Source organism: Robertkochia sediminum, assembly GCF_016786255.1.
GTDB lineage: Bacteria > Bacteroidota > Bacteroidia > Flavobacteriales > Flavobacteriaceae > Robertkochia > Robertkochia sediminum.
In genome coordinates, this window is the sequence record NZ_JADMKT010000081.1 from 40,921 (window position 1) to 53,576 (window position 12,656).

Consider the following 12,656-nt stretch of genomic DNA (forward strand, 5'->3'; position numbering starts at 1 on the left):
GTTTATGTTTATCCGGCTACTGCCGTTCTTTCTGAATCAATCATAAGATCTCTGATATCTTTTTGTCCTTTATGTAATAGAAAATCTCCTATTACCAGAGCATCCAGACCTGTAGAGAAGAAACACCGTATGGCATCCTGGGGAGATTCAACCACCGGTTCTCCCTGAATGTTAAAACTAGTATTCAGAACCACGGGAACCCCTGTTCGCTCTCCCAGCTTTTTAATTAGATCATAATACCTGGGGTGCAATTCCTCCCTTACCGTTTGCAGTCGGGCACTTCCATCTACATGGGTCACGGCCGGGATCACGGCTTGCTTCTCTGGTCTTACCTGACACACTTTGAGCATAAATGGTGCTTCCACCTCAAGATCGAAAAATTCATCTTTCGCTTCGATGATGGCAGAAGGAGCAAATGGACGGTAAGCCTCTCTGAACTTCACCTCGGCATTGATCTTGTCCTTCATTTGCGGAAAGGCCGGATTGGCAAGAATACTTCTGCTCCCCAAAGCCCTTGGTCCGATCTCCATCTTACCCTGGAACCATCCTATGATCTTTCCTTTTTCAAGTAAGGCAGAAGCCGCCTCGCAAACATCGTCAAGTCGTTCATAACGCAACTTAGCACCTTTTAGTACCCTTTCGATCTCATTGTTGGTATACGAAGTCCCTACATATGGATCTAAATGCACATAAGACCGGGACTGTTTCAGTATGCCGTTATAGAGGTAATAGGCCGCACCGATCGCTGTACCATTATCCCCGGCGGCAGGCATTACATATACATCTTTAAATTTGCTATCGCGAACAATGCGACCGTTCATAACGCTATTTAATGCAACCCCTCCCGAGAGCACCAGGTAGTCGGCCTTTGTTCTTTCATAAAGTATATCGCAGATCTCCAATACCCTATCTTCCAAAACTGCCTGAAAAGCCGCTGCCATATTCTTATGGCGGTCTTCAAAAGGTTCCCCGTGATTTCGTCCCGGACCAAAGGTCTTATAGAATTTATCAGAGAGGCGGCGCCAGTGCATGTTTTGAAAATTAAACCAGCTTAGGTCAAAATGCAGTTGTCCGTTGCTGTCGACCTTCACCATGGATTCAACCTCCTTGCGATACACCTCCGGATCGCCCATGGGGGCCAGACCCATCGTTTTACCTTCATCATAAGAGGTTCTGAATCCACAATACTGGGTTACTGCCTCGTAGAACGAACCTAAACTATGTGGAAAAAAGCTCTCGCCGAGACATGAAACATCTTCATCCTTACCATATCCCATCCAGGTAGTTGCCCATTCTCCGGAACCATCGATCCCCAGCAATGCTGCCTCGCGATAGGGTGACACGTAGAATGAACCGGGAGCATGACTAAAATGGTGCGGAATAAAATGAACTTCAGGTCCATCACTTTTTTTGTCCCAATGGTAATGAAACCAATTCCAGAAACTCTTTTGCTTATTATAGGCATGAACGAATTCATGATTTACGAACGGCTTAAAGGTCCTTAGATTAGACAAACAGTACCTCGATTTTTTTCCGAGGTTATGGGTGGGTTGTATAGACACTGCAATATGGTCAATATCATGATACGATAATCCCGCGATCTGTAAACAACGATCGATTGCTTTCATGGGGAATACCCTGGTATGTTTATCCCTGTTGAGCCGCTCTTCTTCTATAGCCGCCAACAGCTCACCATCAACGACCAAGCAAGCGGTCGAGTCGTGAAAATAGTAGTTGAGTCCTAATATTACCATAAGTTCGTTTTATTTAAAGGGTCTGTATCACATATATTATTCTCCAGCGGAGTTCGTTACCGGGCTTATCAGCACGTAGTTGGTCCTACGGTTAGTTCTATGTTCGCTTTCTGAACAAGAAACCCCATTGATGCAGCGATTAAGGATCTTTTTCTCTCCAAATCCTTCGGCTTTTATGCGATCGGTTGAAATACCTCCTGCCTGCGCGTAGTCTGCAATGCGCTTAGCTCTTCGCTGTGCGAGCCAATCGTTGTATTCATCTGTCCCCCTGGCATCTGCATGCGCGTGAACCTCTATTACTGCTTCCGGATATGCATTCATAAAGGCTATCAATTGATCTAGGATCACTTTATCTTCGGGAGTGAGGTAAGACGAATTGAATGCAAAATACACCACCGGAAGCTCCTCAAGATCCCTTTTCATAGCCTCCATTCTCAACTCCCCGGGCGATCTTTCCGGTAATGCAGCAACAACAATTGGCGAGGGATCTTGCATCTTAGTCATATCCGAAACGCTATCCTCTTCTACTGGAACTATCGAACTTTCCGGTTGAGCCATTTCTTCGAATTCCTCATCAATTTTAGTGACCTCTTTTTTCCCAAGCTTAAATATTAACCCCAGTGAATGCTGTAAATGGTTGGTCCCCTTATCAGTGAACAATCCCCATTTTGCCATCGAATTGAGGTTAAAACCAATCGTGGGAGTAAACCAGATATTAAATCCGCCACCGGCATTAAACGTTGCTCTGTCTGCCGCACCGATCCAGGTATAACCCGCACCTGTCATGAGATAAGGATCAAACCATCCGGTCTGACCAAAAATTTTATTAAGATCATAACTGATCTTTCCGTCAAGAGCCACATAGGTCTGATCTTCCGGCAAAACATCGCCATCTACGATCTTTCCGGCATCGTATTCATTATAGCTTCCTATGGCTTCAAATCCGAAACCATTTATAAGGTAATAGCCTACTGTTAGTCGCGATGGATAGGGAACGGCATGCCAGATCTCCTTAAAATTAAAGTAGTCGTTAAGACGGGGGCCGGAATCATCTACGAAGTTGTATCCAATACCCAATTGCCAAAAATTAGTCTCTTCTTGTGCATTTACCGTGCAAACACCTAAAAACAGTGCAAACACAATGGTTTTCAGTGTATCCATAAACGAGGGGGATTTAGGATACCTAAATTATTATCTGACAGACAGATAAGGAAAAATTCCCTATAAAAAGTCGTAAACTATCGATGGTTCACTTCAGTAAGAAACACAGGTGATCACCATCATCAATGAAATGCGATATAAAGGGCATTAACGGCCAATGAAACCCTGTATCATTAGGATTGAGGACAAACTTTATCGAAGGCTTTTTGGTAGAGGTTCTCGTAAATGGTAACGATCTTTTCAATGGCAAATTTACCGGCTTGTTCCAGAGCCTGCTCTTTAAACCGACTTAAGGTCTCATCATTTTCGAGAATATGTATGCCGTTACTTGCCATTTCATCGCAATCGCCAACATCACTTAAGAATCCGCTAAAGCCCTGTTCATTTACTTCGGGGATCCCGCCGGTATTGCTGGAAATAACAGGTGTACCGCTGGCCATAGCTTCCAGGGCTGCAAGTCCGAAACTCTCCGTTTCTGAAGGAAGGATAAAAAGATCGGAATACCCAAGGATCTTATCGACCTCATTACTGTTTCCCACAAAAAGTACCTTTTCGGCTATCCCAAGATCTTCACAAAGCTGCTCAGCGTTCTCCTTCTCCGGCCCCTCACCCACCATGATAAGTTTTGAAGGCACCTTTTTCTGTATGCGGTAAAAGACCTTGATCACATCGGGAATACGCTTCACCTTGCGGAAATTACTAATATGAGTTACTATTCGCTCATTCTCATCGGCCATACGCAATCGCCCCTTGGCATGCGTTGCGATCTCATGACGTGAAAAATCAATAAAATTGGGAACTACATAGATTTCTTGCTTTATATCAAAATGGGTATAGGTATCCTGCTTAAGACTTTCTGAAACAGAGGTAACAATATCCGATTTATTGATACTGAAGGCTACTGCAGGTTTGTAAAAAGGGTGATTTCCTACCAAAGTGATGTCGGTACCGTGAAGGGTGGTCACCATGGGAAGTTTGATCCCTTCTTCTTCCAGCATCTTCTTTGCCATATAACCGGCATAGGCATGCGGAATAGCATAGTGCACATGCAACAGCTCGATACCGTGCATTTTCACCATATCCACTAATTTACTCGATAGGGCCAATTCATACGGCTGGTAGTGAAACAGGGGATACTCAGGAACAAATACCTCGTGAAAATGGATGTTCTTGTGCAATAACTCCAGGCGAACCGGCTGGCTGTAAGTAATAAAGTGAATCTCATGGCCTCGTGCAGCCAGTGACATTCCCAATTCTGTAGCTACTACACCACTCCCCCCAAAGGTCGGATAACAAACAATACCAATTTTCATAATGAACGCATTTGATCTTTTTGCCCTGTTTTGTCAAGCTTTTCGGGCCGAAAGAACAAATTTAAGTATTCTCAATGGTATATCTAATTAAATATGGCGTCGTATATGATCTCCTGGATAACGGTACGGGTTCCTTCGGTAATAAGCTTTCTGTTCTCCATACTCGGGAAGGTCCTGTTCGACAGGAACACATACACCAGTTCTTCTTCCGGATCTGCCCAGGCGTACGTTCCCGTAAATCCGCTATGCCCAAAACTGGTCATGGAAACACACCCACAGGTAGGGCCTGTCTCACCCAGTTGGGGTTTATCAAAGCCTACCCCACGGCGATTATCTTCTTCACAGAAATAGCAGGTGTTAAACTTGCTAAGGGTGGCAGCACTCATAAAACGATCACCACCATAGTAACCTTTTTGCAGGTACATTTGCATGATCTTGGCCACATCATCGGCATTACTGAACAATCCCGCATGACCACCTACGCCACCAAGCATAGCTGCTCCCATATCGTGAACATAGCCCTGCAGGGTCTGATAACGGTAATAATCATCGATCTCTGATGGTACGATCTCGCCTTTTCTGAATTTTTCCAGGGGTCTATAGGTGGTATAGCTCATCCCCAGCGGAGCATAAAAGTTTTCCTGAACGACCTCGTTAAGGGGCTTTTTGAGCTTTGCCTCAATAAAACGCTGCAGGAAATAATAAGGCAGGTCGCTATAGCGATACCTTTTGAACTTAAGGAGATCACTCTCTGCTATGGTTTGCAGGATAGAATCCTGGTAATCCTCCCTCATATAGAGTCCGTCGGCGATCTTCACCTTGAACTTGCCCTCCTTTTTCGGGCGGTAATACAGGTCACTCGGCTTTTTTGTTCCGTCGTCGAGCGTGTACATATAAAAAGGGATCCAGGGTTTCAGGCGTGCATAATGCGAAAGCACTTCGATAAGTCGAAGGCGTTCCTTATTGGTGCCCTTGAGTTCCGGAAGCAGTTCACCAAGTCTCGATTCTAAGGAGATCTCTCCCCTCTCGGTAAGTTGCATGATCACCGGTAAGGTAGAGAGGATCTTGGTTAGGGATGCGAGGTCGTAGATATTGCTATCTCTAACCCTTTCGGCATCCTGAGCATAATCAAAACGTCCGAAGCTCTTGTTGTAGATCACCTTGCCCCTCCTGGCGATCAGGATCTGTGCGCTTGGAGTAACCCCGGTCTTAATGGCCCTGTTGATCACCGAATCGATCTTTTTCAGGGTATCAGAAGCCATTCCTACCGCCTCGGGGTAATGATAACCCAACCTGGATAGGTCATGGGTGCTAAGCCCCGTATTCTGAGCAAGCCATTCCCCGGCTGTTACCGGTAGTTTTCCGCGGGCCCTGATGGCGCCAAAGATAAGTTCGGCAGAAACAGTTTGAGTGATCGCATCGTTCTGGTAACTCACGATCAAAGATTCAATATTCCCGATACTTTGAAGATCCTTCAGGGCATATGGTTTTACAAATACATCGAGGATCACATCCTTAACCCTTGCGATCTCATAGAGCCATGTTTTTTCTTTATCGTTGAATTCTGAAGCCTTCCAGGGGGTATCGGTGTTGCGATGAAATCCTATGATCACCGTCTCATAGGGTTTTAATTTATCCATTAGATCGGCGAGATTCCCGGCAGAAACCCTGTCGACCCTGTTATATTTTTTCAGTGTTCGGAGAAAGGGCAAATAATCGCCATCGCCCATGTTCACATAGGCGATCCTGCGGTCTTCGAGGTCTCTTACCGGTACGAGCTCGCGGTTGTTGCGAACCAAAGTAACCGCTTGCTCCATGATCCTTTTATAAAGTACTTCATCTTCCCGGGTGTTCAGATCTTCCACCAGCCCTTCTTCAACTACAGGAGTGTATGCGTGCAGTCCCACCTTGTATTTGGCCGCAAGGATCTTTTTTACACTGTGAGCCAGACGCGCTTCAGATAGCTTCCCCCGGTCAAGGGCCTTTTTAAATTCGGCCACTGCTGCGGGAACGTCTTCCGACATCAACATCACATCATTTCCGGCAATAAAGGCTTTAAGATCGGTCTCTCCGGGCTTATCGTATTCGGAAACTCCTTTCATTCCAAGCGCATCGGTAAAGATGAGGCCCTCGAATTGCATTTTTTCCTTTAGCAGGTCATTAACGATATGCTCCGATAACGAAGAAGGTAGATTTTTTCTACGCTCCAGGGCAGGCACATTGAGGTGAGCCACCATCACACTTGCCAGCCCCTCATTGAACAAGCGCTTGTATGGGTACAATTCGATGCTGTCCAGCCTTTCCTTGTCGAATGCTACGGTGGGCAGTGTCTTGTGCGAATCCTGATCGGTATCGCCATGCCCCGGAAAATGCTTGGCATTGGCCAGTACTCCTGCATCCTGCATTCCTCTCATAAATGCTAAGCTCTTTTCTGTTACCCTTTCCCTGTTCTCTCCAAAAGAACGGTTCCCGATAATCGGATTATCGGGATTGGTATTGACGTCTACTACCGGTGCAAAGTTCACATGCACCCCTAGACGCTTACAGTGCTCTGCAATGCGCTTACCTGCTGCCTCGATAAGCGCATCATCGGCAACGGCCCCCATGGCCATATTATACGGATAGGCAAAGGTGGAATCAAGACGCATGGACAGTCCCCACTCTGCATCCATGGCAATAAGCAAAGGGGTCTTTGAGCGTTCCTGCCATTTATTCGTGAGTCGTGCCTGTTGTACCGGGCCTCCTTTAGTGAAGATCAGGCCTCCGATCTGAAAACTGTCTATAAGGGTTGTGATCTCTTGTTCGTAGGCCTCTCCTTTATTCGAATACGCCTGCACCATGAACAGTTGCCCGATTCGTTGTTCGGTAGACAAGCTGTTATATACGCTATCTACCCAATGCATTTGTTGCTCAGGGTCTGATGCAATTAAGGGGTTTGGAGACGTTTGACCGGCAAGGTTAAAAACCGACATCACAATACACAATACAGCAAGGGTTGCAGTTCTCATTCAGCAATCAGTTTTTTTGGGGTTTTAGAAGATCATATGAGCAAAACTGCCCTCATCAGAGGGCAGTGGTATTTTAATGCATAAAACGCACGTGCCAGCTGTCTCTTGCAGGCACTTCCCAGTAATTCTGGTATTCTTCCTTGGTATTTACCAGGTTGTTGAATACGATCGTATTCTGAGATACCGCACGATCCTTGGCCATCTTCTTGAAATCGGCAAGTGGCTTGTAAGCGATAAAATCACCCTGACGGTAAGATACGTTCATTTTGTCAAGAAGGGTGATGTTGTATTCTTGCTCCAGTCCCTGAATAAAGTGCACCGAAGCATCAATAGAACAACCCGAAGCACTGTTCATAGACTGATCGAGTCCGATCACCAGAAAACGCTTGTAGCGTATCTCATAACCCGCTTTCAGATTACTTCCGTGAACGGTCCATTGTTCAAGGAAAGCATCTAATCGGGCTTTGATCCCTGTTAGTTCTTCTTCAGTTAGCGATCTGTTTGCCTGATAGATCCAGATCCTCGCATCTTCGGGTAATTGTTCAAATGGTACCAACATAGTCTTTTACATTTATATCCTTTCCTTAGAGGTCTTGTGCATTGGCGATCAATTCTGCCACATCGAGCACTTCAACCTCTCCCTCTTTTTCCTTTCCTTTCACACCGTCGGTAAGCATGGTATTACAAAACGGACACCCGGCTGCAACAACATCTGGTTTGGTATCTAATGCCTGCTCGGTACGTTCAATGTTTACTTCCTTCTTACCTTCTTCCGCTTCTTTGAACATCTGAGCACCTCCGGCACCGCAACAAAGTCCTTTCTTGCGACAGTTCTTCATCTCTACCAGTTCGGCGTCGAGTTTTTTAATAAGCTCTCTGGGGGCCTCATAAACATCGTTCGCTCTCCCGAGGTAGCAAGGGTCGTGAAAGGTGATACGCTTCCCTTTGAACTTACCTCCTTCGATCGTTAAACGGCCATCGTCTAATAGCGATTTAAGAAATTGTGTATGGTGCACCACCTCGTAGCTACCACCCAGGGAAGGATACTCGTTCTTGATGGTATTAAAGCAGTGCGGACAAGCCGTTACGATCTTTTTTACCTCATAGGCATTGAGTACCTCAATATTGGTCATAGCCTGCATCTGGAAAAGAAACTCGTTACCGGCACGCTTTGCAGGATCTCCGGTACAACTTTCTTCTGTTCCTAAAACAGCAAATTCTACTCCCGCCTTATTGAGAATGCGAACAAATGCTTTGGTGATCTTCTTGGCCCGATCGTCAAAACTTCCGGAACATCCTACCCAAAATAACACTTCGGGAGTTTTTCCAGCCGCCATCATCTCTGCCATGGTGGGCACTTTTAAGGTTTCGCTCATGGTTATATTATGTTTTTATGATCCCCCCGGGTTACGGGGGGATATGATGATCAATCGTGTTTCCCGTCGTCAAATACCTGAATGGTCACCTGCTTGTCTACGAGGTCGGTGAAGTGACCGTTGTAGCGTGTTGCCTTTACCAGGTGATTATCGATCCAGTGGTAATTACCTCCTCGCGGTTTCCCCATCACCATACCGTGATATTTAAATCCGTGACGGTTAAGCCAATCTTCGGTAACAGCGCGGTGCTCCTCGGTACGTGAGGTAAAGAAGCAGATGATGTGCCCTTCGTCATACCATTTGTTCAACGTCTTCAAAGCATCAGGGTAGACCTCTGCGGTCGCCATACGCTCAGGCTCCTCGTTGGGAATGTCATCACAGATCGTACCGTCGATATCGATCAGGTAGTTCTTGATACCTTCCGGTAATACCGGACTCACATGAGCTCCTTCTTCCAGTTTTTCTTTTAAGATGCTATCAATCTCTTCTTTTTTCATAATAAAATATTGGTGGGTTTCGGTTAAATTATTCGTCTTTCCAGTTTAATCGGTCCATCTGATTAAACGGCCAGGGTGCGCCGTTATTCTCAATATTAGACATCATATTATTCAATTCTACAGGCGCAGCAGACTGCTCCATAACGAGGTATCTGCGCATATCCATGATGATCGATAATGGGTCGATACTCACGGGACAAGCTTCTACACAGGCATTACACGAAGTACATGCCCAAAGCTCTTCCCTGGTGATATAATCATCCAGAAGCTGCTTTCCATCTTCCTTAAAGACCCCGTTATTGGCATCTATATTCTTACCAACCTCTTCCAGTCTGTCGCGGGTATCCATCATGATCTTACGCGGACTCAGTTTTTTTCCGGTCTGGTTTGCCGGACATTCACTGGTACAGCGTCCACATTCGGTACACGTATAGGCATTGAGTAATTGAACCCTGTTTAGATCCATAACGTCTGAGGCTCCAAATTTCCCGGGTTCTCCTTCCACCTCATCTTCTGCCGGTGCTGCAAATGGATCGGCATTGGGATCCATCATCAGTTGTACCTCTTTGGTAACCGCCTCCAGATTATCCAGTTGTCCTTTAGGCTGTAATTTGGCAAACCAGGTATTCGGGAAAGCCAGTAATATATGCAGGTGCTTGGAATAATAAAGGTAATTCAGAAAGATGAGTATCCCTACGATATGCAACCACCATGCGGTGCGTTCAACCAAGAACAGTGCACTCTGGCTCATGCCATCAACCAAAGGCAATAAATACTGACTTACCGGAAAGGCTCCGGCCTCGGTATAATGAGCTGCTCCTAATGACTGTAGCTGCAGGTCGGTGGCATTCATCAATAAGAAGAGGAACATAAGTACCACTTCGAAATAGAGAATGATATTGGCATCGTTCTTTGGCCAGCCCTTCATCTCCGGCTTAATAAACCGCTGAAGTCTTATGATATTTCTTCGTATCCAGAAAATTACGACCGATACCACCACAAGAAACGCCAGGATCTCGAAAGAACCAATGAGCACATCGTAGAGTCCGCCCATAAAGGCAAATACCCTGTGGGTACCGAATAAACCGTCAATAACGATCTCTAACACCTCGATATTGATGATCACAAAACCGATATACACAATAATGTGAAGGAGTCCGGCAATGGGTCTGACGACCATTTTTTGTTGCCCCAAGGCGATCAAGGCCATGTTCCTCCAACGTTCTCCCGGCCGGTCTGTGCGGTTGATCTCTTTACCCAGCTTAATATTTCGGCTGAGTTTTTTAACGTTACGTACAAAGAACCCGATCCCGAAGGCGAGTATAAGAGCAAAGATCAATTGAGGTATAAGTGTCATTGGTGGTATAATTTAAAGGCAATTTCTATTCCGGAATACTGTCGGCAGGGGTCTCGTAAGGCTGATTCTTTTTGCCGAAAACAGAGAAATGAACGTAGCGTTTAGGATTGTTCTTCACATCCTCAAGCAATAACTTCAGTTCTTCTGAAGCGTTGTTCAAATTGGTATATAATGCATCATCATTAATGAGCTTAGCCATACTACCATCTCCGGATTCCAGTTTTGCGATCATCGCATTAAGATGCGCTGCTGTGCTTTCGAGAGAACGTATAGTATTACCCAGATTGGCATTAACCAGGGTATCGCTTACCTGTGCGAGATTAGCACTGATCTTTTTCACGTTCTTCAGCGACCCGTCAAGGTCTGCAGTATTCTTATCGAGAAAGGCATCGAGCTTGGCAGAGATCCTGTTCACATTTTGTAGTACGTTATCCAGATTAGCGATCCCGGATCGCAAATGCCCTCTTGATTCTTCATTCATTACCTTATCCATACCGATCAATACGGTATCGGCACTGTTAAGCAATTCTTCCAGTTTCTCCTGAAGCGGATTCAAACGCTGGGTTACCAGTTCGGTGATCCCGGGCTTTACACCCGAAACTAATGTATCTCCGTTCTTTGCCAGCGCACTACCATCGAAAACGGGCTTTATGCGCAGGGCACGCCCCCCAATAATTCCGGTATCGTAGATCTCAACCTCACTGTTGCTGGAAAACTGAAAATCATTATTCACCGTAAAGGTCACCAAAAGCAATCCCTTATCGTCGAGAAAACGAATGTCTTTGATCGTACCTACACCAAGGCCGTTAATATCTACCGGTGTTCCGGGCGTGATCCCGTTCACATTATTGTAAACGGCATAAAAAGTCTTGTTATCATCAAAGAGTGAAGACGACTTCAAATAGGTGAATCCAAGAATGAACAAAAGGATTCCCCCGATAATGATGATGGCTGTTTTTATTTCTCTGGACAACTTCAAAAGGCTGCTAATTTTGGGTAAGTAACAAAATTAGAAATATTTTCAATAGAAGAAGATTAATTGGCTAAGGATTTCACTGCAGTTGCAAGGTCCATTTTCTGACCATTTTTGTAGGCTACGATAAAACAGGAAGGAAATCCTTTATCGATCGCTGTTTTTTGCAAGGCCTGCACTTCTTGCCAGCTGTGGGTAGCCCCGTAAAAATAACGGTAGATAGCTCCCGATCGTTCCCTGCTCAGGTCATCGAGTCCGTTAAAATTAAAGGGAGCCAGTTCCAGGTCCTTTGAGCTTGCTGCGATCTGCACCTTAAAGACCACATCGTGATCGGGATCGTTTTGTAGTGCCTGCTTCGCCAGTGCCGGAGGGGTTGAAACTGCTGTGCCTTCGCCTGCTTCATTACTCACCTCGAAGGAGAAATCGTCTCCAACAAAGGCCTCTACCATTTTTCTATAGGTAAAAACGGCATCGGCTACAGAACGAGCCATGGCCTGCTGACCAGCCGGGGAATTCAGGTATCTTCCTTCGGGACGGTAGGTCAAAAATCCCGTCTCTATAAGTACACTGGGCATATAGGTTTGAAGTAAAACCACGAAAATATTCTGCTTTACGCCTCTGTTCTTGCGCTTGAGCTTCTTTTCAAAATTCTCCTGTATCGCATTGGCCAGAAGAATACTTTGATCCAGGTACTCCTCCTGCATCATGGTGAGTCCGATAAGTGACTCCGGACTATTAATATCGTAACCCGCATAGTTGATCTCGTAATCTTCCTCAAGGTAGATCACCGAGTTCTCCTTCTTGGCCACTTCCATATTGTATTTATTCCCATTAAGACCAAGCACCCAGGTTTCTGTTCCATGAGCACTGGAGCCATGAGAATTACAGTGTACCGAAATAAACAGGTCGGCCTTGGCCTTATTGGCAATGTTCCCTCTTTCCTTAAGATCTACAAACACATCGGTCTTACGGGTATACACTACCTTGAAGGCAGGATTCTTTTCCAGCATCTTCCCGATCTCTAACACGATATTCAGAGCGATCTCCTTCTCCCTGAACCCATTCCCGAGGTTACCGGGATCATGACCTCCATGACCGGCATCGAGAACTACGGTAAATACCTTTGCAGGGGGTGAAGGATCACCTGCCTTTACCGTTAAAGAACTCGCCATTAAAAGACTGAAGAAAAAGATGGAAAAAAAATTGATTTGCTTCAT

10 protein-coding genes are annotated in these 12,656 nt (G+C 45.6%); all 10 read right to left on the reverse strand.

Features of this window, described 5'->3' with window-relative positions; all coding sequences use genetic code 11:
- Nucleotides 1-8: 8 nt before the first annotated feature.
- The 10 genes from IS446_RS14705 to IS446_RS14750 all read right to left on the reverse strand — a co-directional run bounded on the left by IS446_RS14705 (nt 9) and on the right by IS446_RS14750 (nt 12,656).
- Complete coding sequence (locus tag IS446_RS14705; RefSeq protein ID WP_203061520.1) at nt 9-1,754, reverse strand: carbamoyltransferase family protein; 1,746 nt, start codon at nt 1,752-1,754, stop codon at nt 9-11.
- Between the two features lie 36 nt (nt 1,755-1,790).
- Complete coding sequence (locus tag IS446_RS14710) at nt 1,791-2,915, reverse strand: OmpA family protein (RefSeq protein WP_203061521.1); 1,125 nt, start codon at nt 2,913-2,915, stop codon at nt 1,791-1,793.
- Between the two features lie 173 nt (nt 2,916-3,088).
- Entirely contained in the window at nt 3,089-4,228 is a 1,140-nt protein-coding gene (gene bshA / locus IS446_RS14715; RefSeq protein ID WP_203061522.1) for an N-acetyl-alpha-D-glucosaminyl L-malate synthase BshA, read from the reverse strand.
- 83 nt (nt 4,229-4,311) lie between these two features.
- Nucleotides 4,312-7,236, reverse strand: a complete 2,925-nt coding sequence (locus IS446_RS14720; protein WP_203061523.1) for a glycoside hydrolase family 3 N-terminal domain-containing protein — start codon at nt 7,234-7,236, stop codon at nt 4,312-4,314.
- Between the two features lie 73 nt (nt 7,237-7,309).
- Nucleotides 7,310-7,795 carry an ABC transporter ATPase gene (locus tag IS446_RS14725; RefSeq protein WP_203061524.1) on the reverse strand — a complete coding sequence of 162 codons (486 nt, stop codon included), beginning with the start codon at nt 7,793-7,795 and terminating at the stop codon, nt 7,310-7,312.
- A gap of 25 nt (nt 7,796-7,820) precedes the next feature.
- Nucleotides 7,821-8,612, reverse strand: a complete 792-nt coding sequence (locus tag IS446_RS14730) for a (Fe-S)-binding protein (protein ID WP_203061525.1) — start codon at nt 8,610-8,612, stop codon at nt 7,821-7,823.
- 50 nt (nt 8,613-8,662) lie between these two features.
- Complete coding sequence (locus IS446_RS14735; RefSeq protein WP_203061526.1) at nt 8,663-9,109, reverse strand: LNS2 domain-containing protein; 447 nt, start codon at nt 9,107-9,109, stop codon at nt 8,663-8,665.
- A 28-nt stretch (nt 9,110-9,137) separates the two neighbouring features.
- Nucleotides 9,138-10,466 (reverse strand): (Fe-S)-binding protein, encoded by a 1,329-nt coding sequence (locus IS446_RS14740; protein WP_203061527.1) that lies wholly within the window; start codon nt 10,464-10,466, stop codon nt 9,138-9,140.
- Nucleotides 10,467-10,491: 25 nt separating this feature from the next.
- On the reverse strand, nt 10,492-11,445 hold the full coding sequence (locus IS446_RS14745; protein ID WP_203061528.1) for an MlaD family protein: 954 nt from the start codon (nt 11,443-11,445) through the stop codon (nt 10,492-10,494).
- A 56-nt stretch (nt 11,446-11,501) separates the two neighbouring features.
- Complete coding sequence (locus IS446_RS14750) at nt 11,502-12,656, reverse strand: N-acetylmuramoyl-L-alanine amidase family protein (protein WP_235996524.1); 1,155 nt, start codon at nt 12,654-12,656, stop codon at nt 11,502-11,504.

What these genes read in the sequence shown, in the direction of transcription:
- IS446_RS14750 (WP_235996524.1), bottom strand. Translation starts at nt 12,656, where the DNA reads ATGAAGCAAATCAATTTTTTTTCCATCTTTTTCTTCAGTCTTTTAATG.
- IS446_RS14730 (WP_203061525.1), bottom strand. Translation starts at nt 8,612, where the DNA reads ATGAGCGAAACCTTAAAAGTGCCCACCATGGCAGAGATGATGGCGGCT.
- IS446_RS14740 (WP_203061527.1), bottom strand. Translation starts at nt 10,466, where the DNA reads ATGACACTTATACCTCAATTGATCTTTGCTCTTATACTCGCCTTCGGG.
- IS446_RS14705 (WP_203061520.1), bottom strand. Translation starts at nt 1,754, where the DNA reads ATGGTAATATTAGGACTCAACTACTATTTTCACGACTCGACCGCTTGC.
- IS446_RS14710 (WP_203061521.1), bottom strand. Translation starts at nt 2,915, where the DNA reads ATGGATACACTGAAAACCATTGTGTTTGCACTGTTTTTAGGTGTTTGC.
- IS446_RS14725 (WP_203061524.1), bottom strand. Translation starts at nt 7,795, where the DNA reads ATGTTGGTACCATTTGAACAATTACCCGAAGATGCGAGGATCTGGATC.
- IS446_RS14735 (WP_203061526.1), bottom strand. Translation starts at nt 9,109, where the DNA reads ATGAAAAAAGAAGAGATTGATAGCATCTTAAAAGAAAAACTGGAAGAA.
- IS446_RS14720 (WP_203061523.1), bottom strand. Translation starts at nt 7,236, where the DNA reads ATGAGAACTGCAACCCTTGCTGTATTGTGTATTGTGATGTCGGTTTTT.
- bshA (WP_203061522.1), bottom strand. Translation starts at nt 4,228, where the DNA reads ATGAAAATTGGTATTGTTTGTTATCCGACCTTTGGGGGGAGTGGTGTA.